The sequence below is a fragment of the Pseudomonas alkylphenolica genome, from assembly GCF_004025535.1.
Classification (GTDB): Bacteria; Pseudomonadota; Gammaproteobacteria; order Pseudomonadales; family Pseudomonadaceae; genus Aquipseudomonas; species Aquipseudomonas alkylphenolica_A.
The window spans coordinates 309,475-329,284 of record NZ_QJRG01000047.1 but is presented as its reverse complement, the minus strand read 5'-3'; the positions used below and the strand labels follow the sequence as shown (position 1 = coordinate 329,284).

The 19,810-nt window shown below is 61.1% G+C and carries 18 protein-coding genes and 3 tRNA genes; 10 read left to right on the top strand and 11 right to left on the bottom strand.

The genetic code is table 11. From position 1 onward, the window contains the following. Positions 1 to 139 precede the first annotated feature (139 nt). The 6 genes from DM813_RS16855 (at position 140) to DM813_RS16830 (ending at position 6,230) form a co-directional block, all read left to right on the top strand. On the top strand, positions 140 to 832 hold the full coding sequence (locus DM813_RS16855; protein WP_128324520.1) for a response regulator transcription factor: 693 nt from the start codon (positions 140 to 142) through the stop codon (positions 830 to 832). Further along, positions 832 to 2,178 carry a HAMP domain-containing sensor histidine kinase gene (locus tag DM813_RS16850; protein ID WP_128324519.1) on the top strand — a complete coding sequence of 449 codons (1,347 nt, stop codon included), beginning with the start codon at positions 832 to 834 and terminating at the stop codon, positions 2,176 to 2,178. Before DM813_RS16855 ends, DM813_RS16850 begins: the two co-directional genes overlap by 1 nt. A gap of 75 nt (positions 2,179 to 2,253) precedes the next feature. Then, entirely contained in the window at positions 2,254 to 4,485 is a 2,232-nt protein-coding gene (locus DM813_RS16845) for a TonB-dependent siderophore receptor (protein ID WP_128324518.1), read from the top strand. A 67-nt stretch (positions 4,486 to 4,552) separates the two neighbouring features. Beyond that, positions 4,553 to 5,446, top strand: coding sequence for an alpha/beta hydrolase (locus DM813_RS16840; RefSeq protein WP_128324517.1), 894 nt, complete (start codon positions 4,553 to 4,555; stop codon positions 5,444 to 5,446). A 69-nt stretch (positions 5,447 to 5,515) separates the two neighbouring features. Next, positions 5,516 to 5,836, top strand: coding sequence for a YceK/YidQ family lipoprotein (locus DM813_RS16835; RefSeq protein WP_128324516.1), 321 nt, complete (start codon positions 5,516 to 5,518; stop codon positions 5,834 to 5,836). A 91-nt stretch (positions 5,837 to 5,927) separates the two neighbouring features. Further along, positions 5,928 to 6,230, top strand: coding sequence for a hypothetical protein (locus DM813_RS16830; RefSeq protein ID WP_128324515.1), 303 nt, complete (start codon positions 5,928 to 5,930; stop codon positions 6,228 to 6,230). A gap of 226 nt (positions 6,231 to 6,456) precedes the next feature. Here the strand turns inward: DM813_RS16830 and DM813_RS16825 are convergent. The 3 genes from DM813_RS16825 to DM813_RS16815 all read right to left on the bottom strand — a co-directional run bounded on the left by DM813_RS16825 (position 6,457) and on the right by DM813_RS16815 (position 6,788). Further along, positions 6,457 to 6,541, bottom strand: a tRNA-Leu gene (locus DM813_RS16825). 53 nt (positions 6,542 to 6,594) lie between these two features. Further along, positions 6,595 to 6,670 (bottom strand) — tRNA-His (locus tag DM813_RS16820). Between the two features lie 41 nt (positions 6,671 to 6,711). Next, positions 6,712 to 6,788: transfer RNA gene (locus DM813_RS16815), tRNA-Arg, on the bottom strand. Between the two features lie 285 nt (positions 6,789 to 7,073). Here DM813_RS16815 and folD point away from each other — a divergent pair. Next, positions 7,074 to 7,928: a bifunctional methylenetetrahydrofolate dehydrogenase/methenyltetrahydrofolate cyclohydrolase FolD gene (folD, locus tag DM813_RS16810; RefSeq protein WP_128324514.1), complete on the top strand. Its 855-nt coding sequence runs from the start codon at positions 7,074 to 7,076 to the stop codon at positions 7,926 to 7,928. Positions 7,929 to 8,039: 111 nt separating this feature from the next. On the opposite strand, the gene DM813_RS16805 is transcribed toward folD, so the two are convergent. The 6 genes from DM813_RS16805 to DM813_RS16780 are packed head-to-tail and all read right to left on the bottom strand — an operon-like array spanning position 8,040 to position 13,976. After that, a complete protein-coding gene (locus DM813_RS16805; protein ID WP_128324513.1) occupies positions 8,040 to 9,779 on the bottom strand; it encodes an ABC transporter substrate-binding protein in 1,740 nt (579 codons plus the stop codon). Between the two features lie 50 nt (positions 9,780 to 9,829). After that, positions 9,830 to 10,102, bottom strand: coding sequence for a DUF2160 domain-containing protein (locus tag DM813_RS16800; RefSeq protein ID WP_128324512.1), 273 nt, complete (start codon positions 10,100 to 10,102; stop codon positions 9,830 to 9,832). A gap of 11 nt (positions 10,103 to 10,113) precedes the next feature. Then, positions 10,114 to 10,914, bottom strand: coding sequence for a carbohydrate ABC transporter permease (locus DM813_RS16795; RefSeq protein WP_128324511.1), 801 nt, complete (start codon positions 10,912 to 10,914; stop codon positions 10,114 to 10,116). Positions 10,915 to 10,924: 10 nt separating this feature from the next. Continuing rightward, a complete protein-coding gene (locus tag DM813_RS16790) occupies positions 10,925 to 11,788 on the bottom strand; it encodes a carbohydrate ABC transporter permease (RefSeq protein WP_128324510.1) in 864 nt (287 codons plus the stop codon). Next, the gene (locus tag DM813_RS16785; protein ID WP_128324509.1) at positions 11,785 to 12,882 is read right to left on the bottom strand and encodes an ABC transporter ATP-binding protein; all 1,098 of its coding nucleotides are present in this window, start codon (positions 12,880 to 12,882) and stop codon (positions 11,785 to 11,787) included. Before DM813_RS16785 ends, DM813_RS16790 begins: the two co-directional genes overlap by 4 nt. Beyond that, a complete protein-coding gene (locus DM813_RS16780; RefSeq protein ID WP_128324508.1) occupies positions 12,882 to 13,976 on the bottom strand; it encodes an ABC transporter ATP-binding protein in 1,095 nt (364 codons plus the stop codon). Before DM813_RS16780 ends, DM813_RS16785 begins: the two co-directional genes overlap by 1 nt. Positions 13,977 to 14,224: 248 nt before the next feature. Here DM813_RS16780 and DM813_RS16775 point away from each other — a divergent pair, with 248 nt between their 5' ends. The 3 genes from DM813_RS16775 (at position 14,225) to DM813_RS16765 (ending at position 17,900) form a co-directional block, all read left to right on the top strand. Continuing rightward, entirely contained in the window at positions 14,225 to 16,009 is a 1,785-nt protein-coding gene (locus DM813_RS16775) for a sigma-54-dependent Fis family transcriptional regulator (protein ID WP_128324507.1), read from the top strand. Between the two features lie 167 nt (positions 16,010 to 16,176). Continuing rightward, positions 16,177 to 17,223, top strand: coding sequence for an ornithine cyclodeaminase (locus DM813_RS16770; RefSeq protein ID WP_128324506.1), 1,047 nt, complete (start codon positions 16,177 to 16,179; stop codon positions 17,221 to 17,223). Between the two features lie 182 nt (positions 17,224 to 17,405). Then, positions 17,406 to 17,900 carry an Lrp/AsnC family transcriptional regulator gene (locus DM813_RS16765; RefSeq protein WP_128324505.1) on the top strand — a complete coding sequence of 165 codons (495 nt, stop codon included), beginning with the start codon at positions 17,406 to 17,408 and terminating at the stop codon, positions 17,898 to 17,900. 1 nt (position 17,901) lies between these two features. Here the strand turns inward: DM813_RS16765 and DM813_RS16760 are convergent, their stop codons facing one another. Beyond that, a complete protein-coding gene (locus DM813_RS16760) occupies positions 17,902 to 18,966 on the bottom strand; it encodes an AI-2E family transporter (protein ID WP_128324504.1) in 1,065 nt (354 codons plus the stop codon). Between the two features lie 12 nt (positions 18,967 to 18,978). Continuing rightward, positions 18,979 to 19,776, bottom strand: a complete 798-nt coding sequence (locus tag DM813_RS16755) for a DUF4892 domain-containing protein (RefSeq protein WP_128324503.1) — start codon at positions 19,774 to 19,776, stop codon at positions 18,979 to 18,981. Positions 19,777 to 19,810 lie beyond the last annotated feature (34 nt).

The window sequence follows — 19,810 nt, the reverse complement described above, 5'->3', positions numbered from 1 at the left end:
CAACGATGAACACCGGACTTGTACTGGAAAATGCCGTTCATTATATGGGGTACGCGCTTTTGAGCATTAGGCATTGCTGCTTCGACGCCGGAAATGGGATGATTCGTAATTGCAACGAATTCTCATTAAAGGCCATTCCGTGTCCTCCACCCTCCTCCTCGCCGAAGACGATCCGCACCTGCGTCAGGATCTGCAACGCCACTTCCAGCACCGCGGATTCAGCGTCACAGCCTGTGAAAGCGGCACTCAAGCCCTGAGCGCCCTGCACCAGAGCCGTTTTGACCTGTTGCTGCTGGACATCATGCTGCCAGGCGTAGACGGCCTCAGCCTGCTGGACGCGCTGCGCCGCCACCAAACGGCCCCGGTGATGCTGATGTCGGCCCTGGGTGCGGAGCAGGACCGCATCAGCGGGTTCACCCGCGGCGCTGACGACTATTTACCCAAACCGTTCAGCCTGGCCGAGCTCGATGCGCGGGTCGATGCACTGCTGCGCCGCGTGGCGCTGGACCGGCGCCACGCCGATGCCCGCAGCGAAGACGACCTGACCCTCGACGAGTATGCCCAGGATGTTGTTCACCAGGGCCGCAATGCCGGCCTTACCGGCTCCGAATACCGCTTGTTCGCCACCTTGCGCGCTCACCCGGGCGAAGCCCTGAGCAAGGCTTTCCTTTATCAGACCGTGCTGCACCGTGCCTTCACCCGCCTTGATCGCGGCCTGGACGTGCATGTATGCAACTTGCGCCGCAAACTTGCCAACATTGGCGCGCAGCACTTGCAGATCCAGGCTGTGCGCGGCCAGGGCTACATCCTGGTCGACACGGAAACCCCTTGATGCGCCGTCACCCGCTGCTGTGGAAGCTGGCCGCGCTGCAAGTTGGCTTTTGCCTGCTGCTGACCTGGCTGATCTGGACCTGGGGCCTGTCCGTTGAACGCAGCACCTACTTCCTCAGCCAGGCCGAACAACTGCACCTGGCGCGCTACGCGCAACAAGCTGAAGCGGCCTGGCGCAAGGGCGGCGCAGCTGGCGCCGAGGCGTATCGACGCCAGCTGGCAGCGGACGAAAGCACCTGGATCGCCCTGATCGGCCCGCGCCTGGAGAGCCTCGGCAGCACACCGCTAAGCGCCGAAGAAGCCAGCCACCTGACGTTCATGCGCAAGCTCGACTGGCCCATGAGTCGCCGCCTGCAGGATGAGCTGCCGTACGTCAGCATTGCCTTTCCCGAGCACCCGGAGGACGGGCGCCTTGTCATGCAGTTACCCGAACACCTGCTGCCCACCGGCCTGACACCCTGGACCCACATCATCACCCACGGTGTAGCCCCCACCCTGCTTGCCTTGGCACTGGGCCTGGCCCTCTATCGGCAGCTGGTGGTCCCGCTCAACCGCTTGCGCGACCGCGCCGACGCCCTGCGCGCCGACAACCTCGACAGCCCCGGCCTACCCCTGCAGGAACGACGTGACGAACTGGGTGAGCTGGCCCAGGCTTTCGAACACATGGCCGGACGCCTGCGCCAAAGCCTGGAGCAGCAGCGCCTGCTGCTGCGCACCTTGTCTCACGAATTGCGCACGCCGCTGGCACGGCTGCGCATCGCCCATGACAGCAATCTTGCACCCGAGCAACTGCGCGAACGCCTGGGGCGGGAGGTGGACGACATGCAAAAGCTGCTGGTAGATACCCTCGACCTGGCCTGGATGGACACCGAGCAACCGCAGTTGCCCACCGAACCGGTCCTGGTGCTGTCCGTCTGGGAAGCGCTGTGCGAAGACGCTTGCTTTGAAAGCGGCTGGGCGCCGACACAGCTGCCCTGTTTGCTAGGCACCCACTGCGAGGTACGCGCGCACCTCGACAGCCTGGCCCAAGCCCTGGAAAACCTGCTGCGCAACGCTATCCGCCATTCGCCAAGCGGTGGCGTGATAACCCTGGACGGGCAGCGCGAGGGTGATTACTGGCACCTGCGCCTGCACGACCAGGGCCCAGGCGTGCCCGAGGCCGACCTCGAACGCATCTTCAAGCCTTACCAGCGTTTACCCGAAAGCGGCGCCGGTTTCGGCCTGGGGCTGGCCATCGCCCGTCGCGCCGTCGAACTGCAAGGAGGTCGACTGTGGGCCAGCAACGCCCAGCCAGGGTTGTGCCTGCATATCGTGCTGCCAATGGCCGAGGAATGTTTAGAAAGTTAATGAGCTTTACTCTCAATTAAGAGTACTTATCATCTACGACCTCTTACCTTCCGCACGCTGTTTCGGAGACCGAAGATGTCGCCCCGCCCGCTGTCCCTCGCCCCTTACCTGCTGCTGTCCAGCTGCTTGCTGGCCAGCGCCGTGCAGGCTGCCACTACCCAACCAGAGCCCATCGAACTGGAAAGCCAGTCGGTAGTAGCCACGGCGCTGGAGGAGACCAAACAGGCACCTGGCGTCTCGGTGATCACCGCTGAAGACATCAAGAAGCGCCCTCCGGCCAACGACCTGTCGCAGATCATCCGGACCATGCCAGGGGTGAACCTGACGGGGAACTCGACCAGCGGCCAACGCGGCAACAATCGGCAAATCGATATTCGTGGCATGGGCCCGGAGAACACCCTGATCCTGGTCGACGGCAAGCCCGTCAGCAGCCGCAGTTCGGTGCGCTACGGCTGGCGCGGCGAACGTGACTCACGCGGCGATACCAACTGGGTACCGGCCGATCAGGTCGAGCGCATCGAAGTCATTCGCGGCCCGGCAGCAGCGCGCTACGGCTCGGGCGCCATGGGCGGGGTGGTGAACATCATCACCAAGCAGGCCAGCCCCGAGACCCACGGCAACGTTACGGTTTACCAGAACTTTCCCCAGCACGGCGACGAAGGCGCTAGCAAACGCATGACCTTCGGCCTCAGCGGCGCGCTTACCGACACCCTCAGCTTCCGCGCCTACGGCAATGTGGCCAAGACCGACGCCGACGACTGGGATATCAACCAGGGCCATGAGTCGGTGCGCACCGGCAACCAGGCCGGCACCCTTCCCGCCGGTCGCGAAGGCGTACGCAACAAAGACCTCAATGGCCAACTGACCTGGCGCCTGAGCCCGGAGCAGACCCTGTCGCTTGAAGCCGGCTTCAGCCGCCAGGGCAACATCTATACCGGCGACACCCAGAACACCAACTCCAATGCCAACGTAAAAAGCATGCTCGGCAAAGAGACCAACCGCCTGTACCGCGAGACTTATGCGCTCACCCACAACGGCGACTGGGACTTCGGCAGCTCCATGGCCTATCTGCAATATGAAAAGACCCGCAACTCGCGGATCAATGAAGGCTTGGCCGGCGGCACCGAAGGTATTTTCAGCAGCGTCGACTTCTATACCTCGACCTTGCGTGACCTCACCGCGCATGGTGAACTCAACCTGCCGCTGCACGCCTGGCGTGACCAGACTCTGACCCTGGGCGCCGAGTGGAGCCAGCAAAAGCTCGATGACCCCAGCGCCAACACCCAGAGCACCAGCGAGGGCGGTGCCGTCGACGGGCTGAGCAGCAGCGGCCGCGACACCACTTCGCAGGCTCAGATCGTCTCGCTGTTCGCCGAAGACAACATCGAACTGCTGCCCGGCACCATGCTTACGCCAGCCTTGCGCTTCGATCATCACAGCATTGTCGGAGACAACTGGAGCCCATCGCTCAACCTGTCACATGCGCTGAGCAACACGATCACTCTCAAGGCCGGTATCGCCCGCGCCTACAAAGCGCCCAACCTGTATCAACTCAACCCAGACTACCTGCTCTACAGCCGCGGCCAGGGCTGTTATGGCCAGAGCACCAGCTGTTACCTGCAAGGCAATGAAAACCTCGACGCCGAGACCAGCGTCAATAAAGAGCTGGGCATCGAATTCAAGAACAATGGCTGGGTCGCAGGCATTACGTACTTTCGCAATGACTACAAGAACAAGATCGACTCTGGCCTGAGCCCCATCGGCAACGCTTCAGGTGGCACCGGCAGCTATGTCAACTCATCGGTCTACCAATGGGAGAACATTCCCAAGGCGCTGGTAGAAGGCCTGGAAGGAACGCTGACCATCCCGCTGAGCGACCAGCTGACCTGGAACAACAACCTGACCTACATGCTTGAGTCAAAGAACAAGACCACCGGCGAAACACTCTCAGTGACTCCGGACTACACCCTCAACTCAATGCTCGACTGGCAGGCCAGGGACGATCTTTCGCTGCAACTGAGCGTTGCCTGGTACGGAAAGCAAACGCCGAAAAAATACGATTACCACGGCGATCGCGTGACGGGCAGCGCAAACGATCAACTTTCACCCTATGCTTTGGTCGGCATAAGTGGTACCTACACCATAACCAAAAATTTGAGCCTCACCACCGGGATGGACAATCTGTTTGACAAGCGCCTGTTCCGGGCAGGCAACGCTCAGGGCGTTGCCGGCATCGAAGGGGCTGGCGCTGCCACGTACAACGAACCGGGTCGCACCCTCTACACCAGCCTGACCGCGTCCTTCTGACCGCAAACCGCCGCCCGGTTTCGTAGCCGGCGGCGGTCATGCCCGGAACCCCTACAGAGAACACCTGATGAAAAACTGCACCTTAGCGTTAGCGTGGATACTGGCCCTGGCAGTTCCAGGCATCACCCTGGCGCAACCGGCACCGGCACAGCAGATGGACGCCAGCCTGCTGCAGCGCCAGGACCTGGCTTACTTCTTTACCACACTCCAGCTGAGTTCTGCCGATGGCAAACGCCACTATCAACTGTGGGTCGGCAAGCCTGACCGGCCAGCCCCTGCCGCAGGCTATCCGGTGCTCTGGATGCTCGATGGCAATGCCGCCATCAGCGCCTTGAATGACGACCAGTTGCACACCCTTGCCGAGGGTCAGGCGCCGCTGCTGGTGGCTGTCGGCTACCAGACCGATCAGCGCATCGAACGCAGCGCCCGGACTTACGACTACACCCCGAACCTGCCCGGACAGCGCGAGCAGCTTGACCCGCTGACCGGGCAACCCAGTGGTGGCGTAGATGCCTTCTTCGACCTGCTCAACCAACGCATGCGCCCGATGGTTGCCAATGTCGCCCCCATCGACAACAGCCGACAGACCCTCTGGGGCCACTCCTACGGCGGGCTGGCCGTGCTGCACGCGCTGTTCACCCGCCCGGGAGAATTCAGCGACTACGCCGCCGCCAGCCCATCGCTGTGGTGGCATGACGGCGCAGTCGTGCGCGAAGCCGCCGGATTGCAGCAACGCCTGGGCAACAGTCGACCCCAGTTACTGGTAATGCGCGGCGGCGATGAACCTTCACGCCCGCGCGAGCCGAGCAAAGGCGATGCCGAGCGCCCTGCCCGCGAGCTGACCGCGGACCTGGCGAAGGTACCGGGGCTGCAGGTCACGTTCAAACGCTTCGACGGGCTTGGCCATGGCCCCATGCTGCCCGCATCGCTGAACTGGGTGATCGAGGGGATGTCCAGGTAGCCGGGCCGTCTCTACCCATTGATGCGTTCGACGCGCTATGATCGTCGCATTCAAAGGAGAGCGTTATATATGAAGCCATGGATTGCAGCACTGCTGCTGGCTGGATTGACGGGATGCGGCACCATCAAAACCGTGACCAACGAAGCGGGCGCCGTGGATGATCTGGCCAGATGGGAATCGAACTGTCATTCGATACCACGCGCCTACAGTGGCGTCGCCTATCAGTTCTGCAACTTCGACGGACCGCCCCGATCGGGTAGCCATTGGTCCTCAGGGGCGATCCTTGTGGATATGGCCGCCTCGGGCATAGCCGATACCCTCCTTATTCCTTATACCGGCTATCAGCAGTTTCAGCATGGCAATGTACCGGTGCGGCGCCTGGAATACTGAAGCCTGATTACCGGCCGCTGGTCACCTGCAGCCACGCTTTTTGCTCCGAGGTTCAAACTTGACGTGCGACTCTAAACGGAGGCGTACGACAATGAGTACCACCCTACTGAGCGCGATGACTGCAGCACTGCTAACCGCAGCCAGCCTGTCGGCGCTTGCAGACTCATCTGAACAGCTAAACCGGATCAGCACCACGGGTGAATCTGGCGACTTCCAGGCCATGACGACATCGGTTTCAGCAACGGAAGGCAACGACGCTGCCGACAGTGCATCTGGATACATCCAGGCAGTCGGAAGAAATGGTTCACACTCGATGCATCCCAATGCCCCGGTACCCGTCGAGCAATTCGCTGACGATGGCGCAAAGGGAGTAATGCAAACGGGAGATGAATAACCACCTGCTGCTCGGAGCAGTTGAGATTATTGCCTGAGTGTCGAAGCCCGCAGCCGACAACTGCCGTTGCTGGCGTGATGATCGTCCAGCATAACGCCCACCATCCCGCCTTGCGGGCTTCGACTACTCGCAATTCAAGACCATTACCGCAGAAACGAAAAAAGCCGCACAAGGCGGCTTTTTCGAGGCTTTCATGCACTTCAGCGAAGTACCGTGAAAGCTTGGATGGTGCGGACGAAGAGACTCGAACTCTTACAGCTTGCGCCGCTGGAACCTAAATCCAGTGTGTCTACCAATTTCACCACGTCCGCATGAAGCTTTTAAAGCAAAGGCGCCGGATTTTCATCGGGCGCCTTTTAGAATATGGGGTGGACGATGGGGATCGAACCCACGACAACAGGAGTCACAATCCTGTGCTCTACCAACTGAGCTACGCCCACCATATTGCATTTACCGCTTTACTTGTGCCTAAGCTGCCTATTGGCGCACCCGGCAGGACTCGAACCTGCGACCATCCGCTTAGAAGGCGGATGCTCTATCCAGCTGAGCTACGGGCGCATATTTAATCTGCTTTCTGTTACGATTACAAATTAACTTTTAGCCGTACCGAACAAGCTAACAAATCCGCTCATTCTGCCTGACCTTGCTAACCAGTGCTAGGCTCTGCCCGACAAGTGCGACGAATGTTATAGACGAGTGGAAAGGTCGTCAACTCTTTTTTGAAAAAAATTCATTTTATTTAAGGGGTTAGGGGAATACCCGGACCAAGCGCCTTTGCCCTCGGCCCCCTTCATGCGAGAATGCGCGCTCTTTTTATTCCCTCTCGATGGTTAATCACGCGTCATGACTGCACACCTTATTGACGGCAAGGCGATCGCCGCCAGCCTGCGCCAGCAGATCGCCCAACGTGTCGTGGAGCGTCGCCAGCAAGGCCTGCGTACTCCAGGCCTGGCGGTGATCCTGGTCGGCACCGACCCCGCGTCTCAAGTCTATGTCTCGCACAAGCGTAAAGACTGTGAAGAGGTCGGCTTTATCTCCCAGGCCTTCGACCTGCCCAGCGAGACCACTCAACAGACCCTGACCGACCTGATCGACCGCCTCAATGATGATGCGAACATCGACGGTATCCTGCTGCAGTTGCCGCTGCCGGCACACCTGGATGCCTCGCTGCTGCTCGAGCGCATTCGCCCGGACAAAGACGTCGACGGTTTCCACCCTTATAACGTCGGTCGCCTGGCCCAGCGTATTCCGCTGCTGCGCCCGTGTACGCCCAAAGGCATCATGACCCTGCTGGAAAGCACCGGTCAGGACCTGTACGGCATGAACGCCGTGGTGGTTGGCGCCTCGAACATCGTCGGTCGCCCGATGGCCATGGAACTGCTGCTGGCCGGCTGCACCGTCACCGTCACCCACCGCTTCACCAAAGACCTGGCCGGCCATGTCGGCCGCGCCGACCTGGTTGTGGTTGCCGCTGGCAAGCCAGGCCTGATCAAAGGCGAGTGGATCAAGGAAGGCGCCATCGTCATCGACGTCGGCATCAACCGTCAGGACGATGGCAAGCTGGTCGGTGACGTGGTCTACGAGACCGCCCTGCCCCGCGCCGGCTGGATCACCCCGGTGCCAGGCGGCGTCGGCCCGATGACCCGGGCTTGCCTGCTGGAAAACACTTTGTATGCGGCGGAAGAACTGCATAAGTAAGGTGTGATGGCGGGATCAAAAACGGCACCTGCGAAGGTGCCGTTTTTTTGTGCCCGGCTGAAGGACCTCATCGCTGGCCACGCCAGCTCCTACAAGGTTTTGTGTTCACCTCTATTTACGTGCGGCCTCCCAGGACTTGAGCAGCTCGCTGTAGCTGACGGTCTCGCCCTTGGGCTTCTCGTTGGCCAATTTCGGCTTCGGCGCCCCCGGCTGGTCGTACCAGTACTGGGCATCTCGCTCCGGATTGAGCTTGGGTGCACAGGTCGCCTGCGCCTTGGAACGCTCCAGCCGCTCGAGGATCTTGTCCTGGTCGCGCGCCAGGCCATCCAGGGCCTCTTGGGGGGTCTTCTCGCCGCTTGCCGCTTCGGCAATATGGCTCCACCACAACTGTGCCAGGCGCGGATAGTCCGGTACGTTGGTACCGGTCGGCGTCCATTGCACCCGCGCCGGGCTGCGGTAGAACTCCACCAGGCCGCCGAGCTTGGGCGCAAGATCGGTCATGGCCTGGGAGTTGATGTCGGACTCGCGGATCGGGGTCAGGCCAACGATGGTTTTTTTCAGTGAAACCGTCTTGGACGTGACGAACTGGGCGTACAGCCAGGCCGCCAGGCGCTGTTTCTCCGGGGTCGACTTGAGGAAGGTCCAGGAACCGGCATCCTGATACCCCAGTTTCATGCCCTCCTCCCAGTACGGGCCTTTCGGCGACGGCGCCATCCGCCACTTCGGCGTGCCATCGGCGTTCATTACTGGCAAGCCCGGCTTGGTCATGTCAGCGGTAAACGCGGTGTACCAGAAAATCTGCTGAGCGATGTTGCCCTGGGAAGGCACCGGACCGGATTCGGAGAAGGTCATGCCCGCCGCTTCCGGCGGTGCGTAGGCTTTCATCCAGTCCACGTATTTCTGCGTGGCGAATACAGCGGCCGGGCCGTTGGTGTCGCCGCCACGGGTAACGCTGGAGCCCACCGGATGGCAGTCCTCGACACGAATCCCCCACTCATCCACCGGCAAGCCGTTGGGCAGACCCTTGTCGCCGCCACCGGCCATGGAGAACCAGGCATCGGTGAAGCGCCAGCCCAGCGATGGGTCTTTCTTGCCGTAATCCATGTGCCCGTACACGCGCTTGCCGTCGATCTCCTTGACGTCCTCACTGAAGAATTTGGCAATGTCCTCATACGCCGACCAGTTCACCGGCACACCGAGCTCGTAGCCGTACTTTTCCTTGAACTTGGCCTTCAGCTCCGGCCTGTCGAACCAGTCGGCCCGGAACCAGTACAGGTTGGCGAACTGCTGGTCGGGCAACTGGTAGATCTTGCCGTCTGGCGCAGTGGTGAAGGAGATACCGATGAAGTCCTTGATATCCAGCGTCGGCGAGGTGTAGTCCTTGCCCTCATTGGCCATCAGGTCGGTGATCGACTCGGTCTTGCCATAGCGAAAGTGCGTGCCGATCAGGTCCGAGTCATTGACCCACCCGTCATAGATGTTCTTGTCCGACTGCATCTGGGTCTGCAGCTTCTCCACCACGTCGCCTTCCTGCAGCAGGTCGTGGGTCAGCTTGATCCCGGTGATTTCGCTGAAGGCCTTGGCCAGCACCTTGGATTCATACTCGTGAGTGGCGATGGTTTCCGACACCACGTTGATCTTCATCCCGCGAAACGGCTCGGACGCCTTGATGAACCACTTCATTTCTTCGAGTTGCTGCTCCGGCGTCAGGGTTGAGGGCTTGAACTCGCTGCCAATCCATTTCTTCGCCGCGTCTTCATAGGCATCGGCCCAGGCGCTGGCGTGGAAACTGCCGAGCACGAGCAAGGCGGCCAGGGTCAAATGTCGCCGGTTTTTGTTGTTGTCGAACATCGTGATCTCCCGATTGAGTATTCCCATGGAGCCTGACCGAACCTGTTCGGCTAACCCCAGCGCATCACCACCAACAGCCACACCACCGACAGCAGCGAGGCCACCCAGAGATTCCAGTCGCTGACCCCGATCACCAGCAGGTGCAGATAGGCACTGACCAGAAGCCCGATGAACAGCCGATCGCCGCGCGTCGCGGCAATGGGCAGAAAGCCACGGCGCTCCACGCACGGCCGGCGCAATTCGAACAGCGTCATGCCCACCAGTAGCAAGCCGATCGCGCTGAAGAACACGGCCGTCGGCAAGGTCCAGGCCATCCAGTCCATTGCGCGCCTCCTCAGACCCGGCCGAGGGCAAAGCCCTTGGCCACATGGTTACGGACAAACCAGATCACCAGCATGCCCGGCAGGATGGTCAGCACGCCGGCAGCTGCCAGCACGCCCCAGTCGATACCCGAGGCTGACACCGTGCGGGTCATCACCGCCGCGATGGGTTTGGCATTGACCGAGGTCAGGGTGCGCGCCAGCAGCAGCTCGACCCAGGAAAACATGAAGCAGAAAAACGCCGTGACGCCGATGCCCGAGCCAATCAGCGGCACAAAAATCTTCACGAAGAACCGTGGGAAGCTGTAACCATCGATGTAGGCAGTTTCATCAATTTCCTTCGGCACCCCGGACATGAAGCCCTCCAGAATCCACACCGCCAACGGCACGTTGAACAGGCAGTGCGCCAGTGCCACGGCGATGTGGGTGTCGAACAGGCCGATGGATGAATACAGCTGGAAGAACGGCAACAGGAACACCGCCGGCGGCGCCATGCGGTTGGTCAGCAGCCAGAAGAACAGGTGCTTGTCGCCCAGAAAGCGGTAGCGCGAAAACGCATAGGCCGCGGGCAGCGCCACGCTGAGGGAAATCACCGTGTTCAGGCAGACGTAATACAACGAGTTGATATAGCCGGTGTACCAGCTGGGGTCGGTGAAAATCACCCGGTAGTTGTCGAAAGTGAAATTCTGCGGCCACAGAGTCAAGCCGCCGAGAATTTCCGTGTTGCTCTTGAACGACATGTTCAGCAGCCAGTAGATCGGCACCAGCAAAAACAGGATGTACAGCAAAAGGGGCAGCGTTTTGCGCGGATTCATGGCTGCCCTCCTAGTCTTTGTCGGCATGGGTCATGGCGGTATAGAACAGCCACGACACCAGCAGGATGATGAGGAAATACACCAGCGAAAACGCTGCGGCCGGGCCCAGGTCGAACTGCCCTACCGCCATCTGGGTCAGGGTCTGACTGAGAAAGGTGGTGGCGTTACCCGGCCCGCCGCCCGTCAGCACAAAGGGCTCGGTGTAGATCATGAAGCTGTCCATGAAGCGCAACATCACGGCAATCAGCAGCACATTCTTCATCTTCGGCAACTGGATGTGCCGGAACACCGCCCAGGCCGAAGCACGATCGATACGCGCAGCCTGGTAATAGACATCCGGGATCGCCCGTAAACCCGAGTAACACAGCAGCGCCACCAGTGAAGTCCAGTGCCAGACATCCATCACCAGCACCGTGACCCAGGCATCCATGGTGTTGGCCGCATAGTTGTAGCTGATCCCCAGCCGGTTCAACGATGCCCCGAGCAGGCCAATGTCGGCACGGCCGAAAATCTGCCAGATGGTGCCGACCACGTTCCACGGAATCAGCAGCGGGATGGCCATGACGATCAGGCACAGCGACGACCAGCGCCCCTTGGTCGGCATGGTCAGGGCAATGGCAATGCCCAACGGAATCTCGATCAGCAACACACAACCCGAATACACGAACTGGCGTAGCAACGAGTCATGCAGACGAGGATCCTGCAGCACCTGGCGATACCAGTCGGCACCGACGAAGTAGCGGCTGGACTGGTCGAAAATGTCCTGCACCGAATAGTTGACCACGGTCATCATCGGTATCACCGCACTGAACGCCACCAGCAGGAACACCGGCAGCACCAGCCACCACGCCTTGTTGTTGGGCACTTTGTTCATGGTGCTGCCTCCAGCAGAACGTCGTCGGCATACAGCATCAGCCACTGCGCCGGAAAACTGATCCAGGCCTGGCCTTGCGGGACGACGCGATCCTCTCCGAGGCGCACCTTGAGGGCCACACCGTCCAGTTCCAGGGTCAGGATCCGGTAGGTACCGAGATCCTCGACGTCCACCACCCGGGCACTGAAGGCATCATCGAACGACGACTCGCGCAGTTGCACGAACTCGGGGCGGATACCGACCTGCAAGCGCGCAGCCGGTGTCTGGGCCACACGCAGCTGCAGCGCCTCTGGCAGCGGCAGGTGAACCCCGCCGAAACCGACGCCCCCTGGTTGCTGCTGTACATCGATCAGGTTCATTCCCGGGCTGCCGATGAAATAGCCGACAAAGGTGTGCCGCGGCCGCTCGAACAACTCCCGCGGTGTGCCGAACTGGACGATCTGCCCGCCGTACATCACTGCAATCTTGTCGGCGAAGGTCGAGGCCTCCAACTGATCGTGAGTCACGTAGATCATGGTGATGTTGAACTGCTCATGAATCTGCTTGAGCTTGCGCCGCAGCTTCCACTTCAGATGCGGGTCGATCACCGTCAGCGGTTCGTCGAAGAGGATCGCCGAGACGTCGTCGCGCACCAGTCCACGGCCCATGGAGACTTTCTGCTTTTCATCGGCGCTGAGATTGCGCGCCTTTTTTTTCAACGCCGGGCCAAGCTCGAGTACCTCGGCGATCTCTTCCACCTTGCTGCGTACCCGCGTCTCGTCCATTCCCTGATTGCGCAGGGGAAAGGCCAGGTTGTCGAACACCGTCATGGTGTCGTAGACCACCGGGAACTGGAAAACCTGGGCGATATTGCGTGCCTGCGGCGACAGTTCGTTGACCACCTTGCCATCGAACAACACCTGGCCTTGCGACGGGCTGAGCAGCCCGGAAATGATGTTGAGTAACGTCGACTTGCCGCACCCCGAGGGCCCGAGCAAGGCATAGGCGCCACCCTGGGCCCAGACATGCTCCAGCTCATGCAAGGCATAGTCGTCCGCGCTGCCAGGACTGCGGCTGTAACTGTGGGCCAGCTGCTGCAGTCGAATCTCGGCCATCAGGCGACCCTCGCTTCACGCGCGCTCGGCGCCTGCACCAGCACGCCGGCACTGTCGAAGACAAACAGCTTGTGGGTCGGAATAAACACACGGATCGCTGCATCGACGTGATACTCGTGCACGCCGGACAAGTGCAGGATGATGCGAAAATGCTCGTTGCGCACATGCAGGAAGGTTTCCGAACCGCTGATTTCCGCGAGTTCCACCAGCACCGCCAGCTCAAGGTCATCGTCGTTGGACGGTACCAGGCTGATATGGCTGGGCCGCACGCCAAAGCGGTACTCGCCGTCGCCGATGCGACGCAGGTCGGCGTTCATGGCAAAGTGCACCGCCCCGGCAAAACTCACTTCATTACCGCTGATACGCCCGGCAATCAGGTTGATCGGCGGTTCGGAAAACAGCTCGGCAGCCAGCACCGTGCGCGGCTGGTGATAGACCTGGGCGGTCGCACCGCTTTGCACAATGCAGCCTTCATGAACAATGGTGGTGGTACCGCCCAGCGCCAGGGCCTCGTTCGGCTCGGTGGTGGCGTAGACGGCAATGCAATGCCGGGACGCGAACAGCTCGCGCATCTCCTGGCGCAGTTCTTCGCGCAGCTTGTAGTCAAGGTTGACCAGCGGCTCATCAAAAAGGATCAGTTCGGCGTCCTTGACCAGCGCCCGGGCCATGGCCGTGCGCTGCTGCTGGCCGCCGGACAGCTCCAGCGGCAGGCGCTGCAGAAAGGGCTCGATGCGGAGCATTTGCGCCGTCTGATGCACCTTGTGTCGAATTTCCTGTTCGCCCATGCGCGCCTGACGAAGCGGTGAGGCGATGTTCTCGTAGACACTGAGCGTCGGGTAGTTGATGAACTGCTGATAGACCATCGACACGTTGCGCTGTCGCACCGGCCTGCCTGTGACATCGACACCGTTCATCAGCACACGCCCTTGATCAGGACGATCCAGCCCGGCCATCAGGCGCATCAGGCTGGTTTTGCCGGACAAGGTCCGACCGAGCAGGACATTGAACGAGCCCGGCTCGAAACTGAGACTGGCATCGACAATCCAGCGCTGGTTGTCGACGGTGCGGCTGACATGCTCCAGCGTAAGCGACATAGGGCGGCCCTGATTGTTGTTATCGGACAGGCCTTCGCTGTAGAGCCAGATTCGTGCCAGTGCTGAACGCAATCGACAAGTGCTTGTCGCAGCGCTGTTTTTTCTTTTACTGCAGCAAGTAGCGGTTCATTGCTGAACACAAATGAACAGTCACTGCTGAACACCTGAACAGCCCCGGCATTGACAATGAACAGGACTGAACAACACTGGATCACACAAAAACGACAACGCTGGCAGAGGAAACGCCCATGGCCGTCTCCATTGCATCCCATGCCCAACTGATCCAGGACTCCTGGGCGCGCTGTCGGGACTACGGTCTCGAGCACCAGTCCGCACCCGACTTCGGTGAGCTGCCTGCTACCCGCCTCAGTGAACTGCTCGAGCGCCAGCACGCACTCATGCGCACCACGGGTGATGAGGTGATCCCGCAGTTCAATCACCTGCTGGGCAATTCCAGTTTCCTGATCATGCTCAGCGATGACCAGGGCCAGCTTCTGCAAACCTGGGGCACCCGCCGCTTCATCGACCCACGCCAGCAACACGGCTTCGTCGCCGGTGCCCGCTGGCTTGAGCACGGAGTAGGCACTAATGCGATCGGCACCGCCCTGGCCTGTAGCGAGGCGGTGCATGTGGGTCAGGATGAGCACTTCCTCAAGCGTAACCGCTACATGGCCAGCGCCGCTGCGCCACTGTTTGACGCAGAACGCCGCCTGATCGGCGTGCTGGACGTGTCCAGCGACAGCTACCTGCCCGCCTCGCAAACCCTGGGCATGGTGCGGATGATGAGCCAGAGCCTGGAGAACCGCCTGATCATCGCGCGGTACGCCGGGCAACACCGTCAATTGAGTTTCAATACCGGTTCAAACAACCTCGACAGCCAGTGGGCTGGATTGTTGATGTTCGATGACCGCGGCCGCATCCTCGCCGCCAATCGACGGGCGGACAGCCTGCTCGGTGAGCCCGCCCTGCACCACACTCTTGAGCAGCTGTTCCAGATGCCGCTGTCGGCGTTATTGCAACATGCCGTGGGGCATCCTTTTCCCGTCCAGGTGACCGGGCGCAACCGCTTTCACTGCTTGTTGCATGAACCGCTGACCAGCCCATCGACAGCGAGCAACCGAACGTCCGCTGACTGCGACCCACGGATAACCAAGGCCCTGCGCCAGGCCGGGCTGCTGCTGGAAAAGAACATCCCGGTGTTGATCCAGGGTGAAACCGGGGTTGGCAAAGAGGTTTTCGTCAAGGCCCTGCACGACGCCAGCAGTCGTCGCAGCCAGCCGATGATTGCGGTGAACTGCGCATCGATTCCTGCCGAGCTGGTGGAATCGGAGCTGTTCGGCTACGAGAAAGGTGCGTTCACCGGCGCCCACCACAAGGGCAATCCCGGCCTGATCCGCAAGGCAGACCAGGGCATTCTATTTCTCGACGAGATCGGCGACATGCCACTCTCGACCCAGGCACGCCTGCTGCGCTTTCTTCAGGAACGCAGCATCCAGCCACTGGGTAGCGCCGAGCCGGTGCCGGTGGACATCCGCGTGCTTTCCGCCACCCACCAGAACCTGCCCGACCTGGTACGTCAGGGCCGTTTTCGCGAAGACCTTTACTACCGCATTGCCGGGCTCAGCCTGAACTTGCCGCCGCTGCGCGAACGCAATGATCGCCTCGCGCTGATCGAGCAAATCCACCAGCACTATCGCGACGCCGATTCACCACCCCACCTGGACAGCAAGGTACTGCTGCAGCTGCTGCAACATCCGTGGCCGGGGAACCTGCGCCAACTGTCCAACACCCTGCAGGTGGCCTTGGCGCTGGCTGGAAAGCAGGCCATTGCACTGGAGCACTTGCCGGAAAGCTTCTTCGTTGAACTGCCGGCACCCGCACCGGACACATCACCTGCAGTACCTGAAACCGGGGACCTCAACCTGCGCCTGCAAGCGCTCAAAGGCAACGTTTCGGCCCTCGCCCGCGACCTTGGCATCAGCCGTACCACCCTCTACAAACGCCTGCAGACGCAAGGGCCGGTAAACGGCTGAACAATCGCCGCGCCAGACAGCCGATTCTGCTGTTATAGCGCCCTTTTCAGCTTAACCGGCTGTGATCCCACCTTACTTCAGCCCAGACGGCTCCTGACTTTCATCGACAATAAAGACACTGCAACTGGATGCAGGCTACCTCGATGCCAATAACAAAGGAGTTCATCATGACCCGCTATATCGATGTGACCGACCTCAGCCGCCTGGTTGCGCTCAAAGGGTTAAGCACCTGCATCAGCGAAATGGCCGAGTACATCCGTGAGGACTACCTGCGCTGGAACGACTTCGAGAAATGCCCGCGCCTGGCCAACCATTCGCCCGATGGCGTGATCGAGTTGATGCCGGTCTCCGACGCCAACCTGTACGCTTTCAAGTACGTCAACGGCCACCCGAAGAACACCCAGCGCGGAATGCTGACGGTGATGGCTTTCGGCGCCCTCGGTGACGTGGATACCGGCGCGCCGGTACTGCTCAGCGAAATGACCCTGACCACCGCAATCCGCACCGCTGCCACCTCAGCCCTGGCCGCCCGTTACCTGGCCCGGCCGGACAGCCGACGCATGGCGCTGATTGGCAATGGCTCGCAAAGCGAGTTTCAGGCCCTGGCCTTCCACACCCTGCTGGGCATCAACGAAATCTGCCTGTACGACCTGGACCCCAGGGCCAGCGCCAAGCTTGTGGCCAACCTCAGTGCGTTCCCGCAGTTGCAGGTGACCATCGCACACTCCGTGGCCGAGGCCGTGCGCGGCGCCGATATTGTCACCACAGTGACGGCCGACAAGGCCTACGCAACCATTCTGACGCCAGACATGATCGAACCCGGCATGCACCTCAACGCCGTCGGTGGTGACTGCCCGGGCAAGACGGAACTGCACCGCGAGGTGGTCGAGCGCGCTCGCGTGATCGTCGAGTACGAGCCACAAAGCCGAATCGAAGGTGAGATTCAGCAAATGCCTGCCGACTCGCCGACTACCGAGTTCTGGCAAGTACTCAGCGGCCAGGCGCCAGGCCGTGAAAGCATTGAGCAGGTCACCCTGTTCGACTCGGTCGGCTTTGCCCTGGAAGACTACTCGGCACTGCGCTACGTGCTCGACGTGGCCAAGGCGCTGGACATCGGTCATGAGGCTGCCCTGGTGCCAGACCTCGACAACCCCAAAGACCTGTTCTCCCTGCTGCGCCAGCCGCTGGCCCAGGCCCAGAAAAAAAGCGCCTAGTCAGCCCCTGCTCCGCCGCGCCTCGGCGCGGCGGCCTCAGCCCTCTCCCACGCACCCTGCCAGGCGATCATGCAGCGCCCGGTTGCCGACTGAGCACTCACGGCAATACAGACGTTGACCGTGGAAGGTCGTACCATGTTCAAGGTCTCCCTTGAATACGCTCAAAGTGAAGCCGAACCTGCATGGATACCAAGTTCAACAGCCCACACGCCGCGCCTCACCTGGACCGGATCGACGAAGCAATCATCGAAGTGCTGCGCCATGATGGCCGCATCACCTACGAGAAGCTCTCGTCACTGGTACACCTCACCCCTCGCCCCTGCCTTGAGCGGGTGCGCAAGCTGGAACGCAACGGCATCATTCGTGGCTACAGCGCAATCATCGACGAACAGCGGGTGTCGCCAGGATTGTCACTGCTGGTGCTGGTGGCGTTATCCAACCAGAGTGGGCGGGCATCGCAAAAGGCTTTTGAAGCCTGCGTGCGCGATTGCCCGCAGGTGCTGGACTGCCAGCTGATCAGCGGGCATTTCGACTACAGCCTGCGCATGCGTTGCCGCGACATGGAGCACTACCGGGTGTTGACCGAAACCTGGATGAACAACGACGAGTTGCACATCGACAAGCTGGTCGCCCACCCGGAACTGGCGGTGGTCAAGCACGCTGCCCCGCAACGCTGAATCAGGGTCGCGAATCGGTTCGCGGCGGTGCCATCGGCTCGCTGCGTGACCAATCCAGCAACAAGCTGTACGCCACGGCCAACAAGGTCGGGCCGATGAACAAGCCGATGAAGCCAAAGGCCAGCAAGCCACCAAACACCCCCAGCAGCACAATCACCAGCGGCAGGTTGCCGCCCCGACTGATCAGGTAGGGTTTAAGCACGTTGTCGACGCCGCTGATGATGAACGTGCCCCATATGCCGAGAAACACCGCCATGCCGTACTCGCCCTGCCAGGCCAGCCACGCCGTGGCCGGTATCCAGGCCAGCGGTGGGCCCATCGGAATCAGGCTGAGCATGAAGGTGACGATACCCAGCACCAGGGCCCCCGGAACACCGGCGATCAGGAAGCCGATTACCGCCAGTATCGCTTGCGCTGCGGCTGTCCCGATTACACCGTTGACCACACGCTGAACGGTACCGGCGACCAACCCCAGGTAATACTCGCCGCGCTCGCCAATCAGCCGATCGAGCAAACGCAGGACAAACGCCGACAGGCGCGGGCCGTCACGGTAGAAGAAGAACACGAAGACCAGGCTCAAGGTCAGCTCGAGCATGCCGCTGCCGATCTGTGCACTGCGGGCCAGGAACCAGTTGCCGACCTGGCCCAGATAGGGCTTGATCGTTGTCAGCATTGCCGCCCCTTGCTGATCCAGGGTGTTCCACATGCGCACCAGGCGTTCACCTACCAGCGGCACCCCTGCCAGCCAGTCCGGCGCATCTGGCAGGCCATCGACCTGAACGTCGCGGACGAAGGCCGTTGCATCACGAATGTGATCGGCCAGGTTGAAGCCCAGCCATACCAGCGGCAAGGCCACCAGCAGTATCCACAAGGTGGTCAGCAGCCCGGCAGCCAGGGTTTCACGGCCGCCCAGCACTCGCGTCAGCAGGCGCATCAACGGCCAGCTGGCATACGCCAGAATTGCGCCCCAGAGCAGCGCCGACATGAACGGTGCCATCACCCAAAGGCCGGCACCGAGAAGCGCCAGCAGGATAATCTGAACCAGCAGGCGGTCATTGTTGGGCATCATGTCTCTCGATCAACGTATCAGTTCGACGTGGAAACCGTCGGTCTCGGCATCGCCCACTTCAAGCCGCGCCAGGCGCACGCCGGCTTTGCCCAGCTGCTCGCGCCAGGCCTCAGCCTGGGCACCGCTCAGGCTCACGCGCAACGTGCTGTCCAGGTTCAGGCTGCGCCCAAGCAAGGTTACCCAGGCCGGCAACGGTTCACCTACGAGATCAGGGTAGTCGAGCTTGCCGGTATCCCGCAGTTCGCGCAGTACCGTAGCAGGTGTAGGCAACAACTCGCCGAGCGGCGCGTCAGCAACAAATTCCTCGACATGCAGGTAAGCCCGCTTGTTGCCGCGGGTAATGCTGTACAGCGAAACCAGGGTGTTGCTTTGCTCGGCGGAGCGGCGCAACAGAATGAACGCCTGCTGTTCGTCCGAGCCCGAGAGCTGGCGGTTCTTGAACACCTCATTGGCCCACAGGCTGTTTTCGCCGCAATCACGTGCCTGGCACCAGAACAGCGGATAGCCGCCGTCTTTCTGCAGCGCTTCACGCGCAGCGGTGAAGGCTTCGTTGGCGCTACGCTCACGCGGCAGCTCGTAAGTAACGGAGCTGACCTGGCCGCGGCTTTCAATCTTGCCTTCTACCCGTAGCTGGTTGCTGATTTTGCGCAGGCCGCCCAACGGATAGACGCGCTCCTGCACCTGTGCCGGGCGCTCATCGACGACTTTGGCATCGACAGGCACCGGTAATCCTTCGGCCAGCGACGACGCGCTGAGCAGTAAGCCAAGCCCGGCAATCAGCGTGCGGATGCAATAGGTAAGGTTCATAGGCGCGCCACGCAATCGCAGGCGCCAGGTTGGT

Bases quoted from the DNA above. Each gene is read 5' to 3' on its own strand.
- DM813_RS16835 (WP_128324516.1), top strand. From the start codon at position 5,516: ATGAAGCCATGGATTGCAGCACTGCTGCTGGCTGGATTGACGGGATGC.
- DM813_RS16775 (WP_128324507.1), top strand. From the start codon at position 14,225: ATGGCCGTCTCCATTGCATCCCATGCCCAACTGATCCAGGACTCCTGG.
- DM813_RS16790 (WP_128324510.1), bottom strand. From the start codon at position 11,788: ATGAACAAAGTGCCCAACAACAAGGCGTGGTGGCTGGTGCTGCCGGTG.
- DM813_RS16800 (WP_128324512.1), bottom strand. From the start codon at position 10,102: ATGGACTGGATGGCCTGGACCTTGCCGACGGCCGTGTTCTTCAGCGCG.
- DM813_RS16755 (WP_128324503.1), bottom strand. From the start codon at position 19,776: ATGAACCTTACCTATTGCATCCGCACGCTGATTGCCGGGCTTGGCTTA.
- DM813_RS16765 (WP_128324505.1), top strand. From the start codon at position 17,406: ATGGATACCAAGTTCAACAGCCCACACGCCGCGCCTCACCTGGACCGG.
- DM813_RS16850 (WP_128324519.1), top strand. From the start codon at position 832: ATGCGCCGTCACCCGCTGCTGTGGAAGCTGGCCGCGCTGCAAGTTGGC.
- DM813_RS16840 (WP_128324517.1), top strand. From the start codon at position 4,553: ATGAAAAACTGCACCTTAGCGTTAGCGTGGATACTGGCCCTGGCAGTT.
- DM813_RS16805 (WP_128324513.1), bottom strand. From the start codon at position 9,779: ATGTTCGACAACAACAAAAACCGGCGACATTTGACCCTGGCCGCCTTG.
- DM813_RS16830 (WP_128324515.1), top strand. From the start codon at position 5,928: ATGAGTACCACCCTACTGAGCGCGATGACTGCAGCACTGCTAACCGCA.
- folD (WP_128324514.1), top strand. From the start codon at position 7,074: ATGACTGCACACCTTATTGACGGCAAGGCGATCGCCGCCAGCCTGCGC.
- DM813_RS16760 (WP_128324504.1), bottom strand. From the start codon at position 18,966: ATGCCCAACAATGACCGCCTGCTGGTTCAGATTATCCTGCTGGCGCTT.
- DM813_RS16770 (WP_128324506.1), top strand. From the start codon at position 16,177: ATGACCCGCTATATCGATGTGACCGACCTCAGCCGCCTGGTTGCGCTC.
- DM813_RS16785 (WP_128324509.1), bottom strand. From the start codon at position 12,882: ATGGCCGAGATTCGACTGCAGCAGCTGGCCCACAGTTACAGCCGCAGT.
- DM813_RS16780 (WP_128324508.1), bottom strand. From the start codon at position 13,976: ATGTCGCTTACGCTGGAGCATGTCAGCCGCACCGTCGACAACCAGCGC.
- DM813_RS16845 (WP_128324518.1), top strand. From the start codon at position 2,254: ATGTCGCCCCGCCCGCTGTCCCTCGCCCCTTACCTGCTGCTGTCCAGC.
- DM813_RS16795 (WP_128324511.1), bottom strand. From the start codon at position 10,914: ATGAATCCGCGCAAAACGCTGCCCCTTTTGCTGTACATCCTGTTTTTG.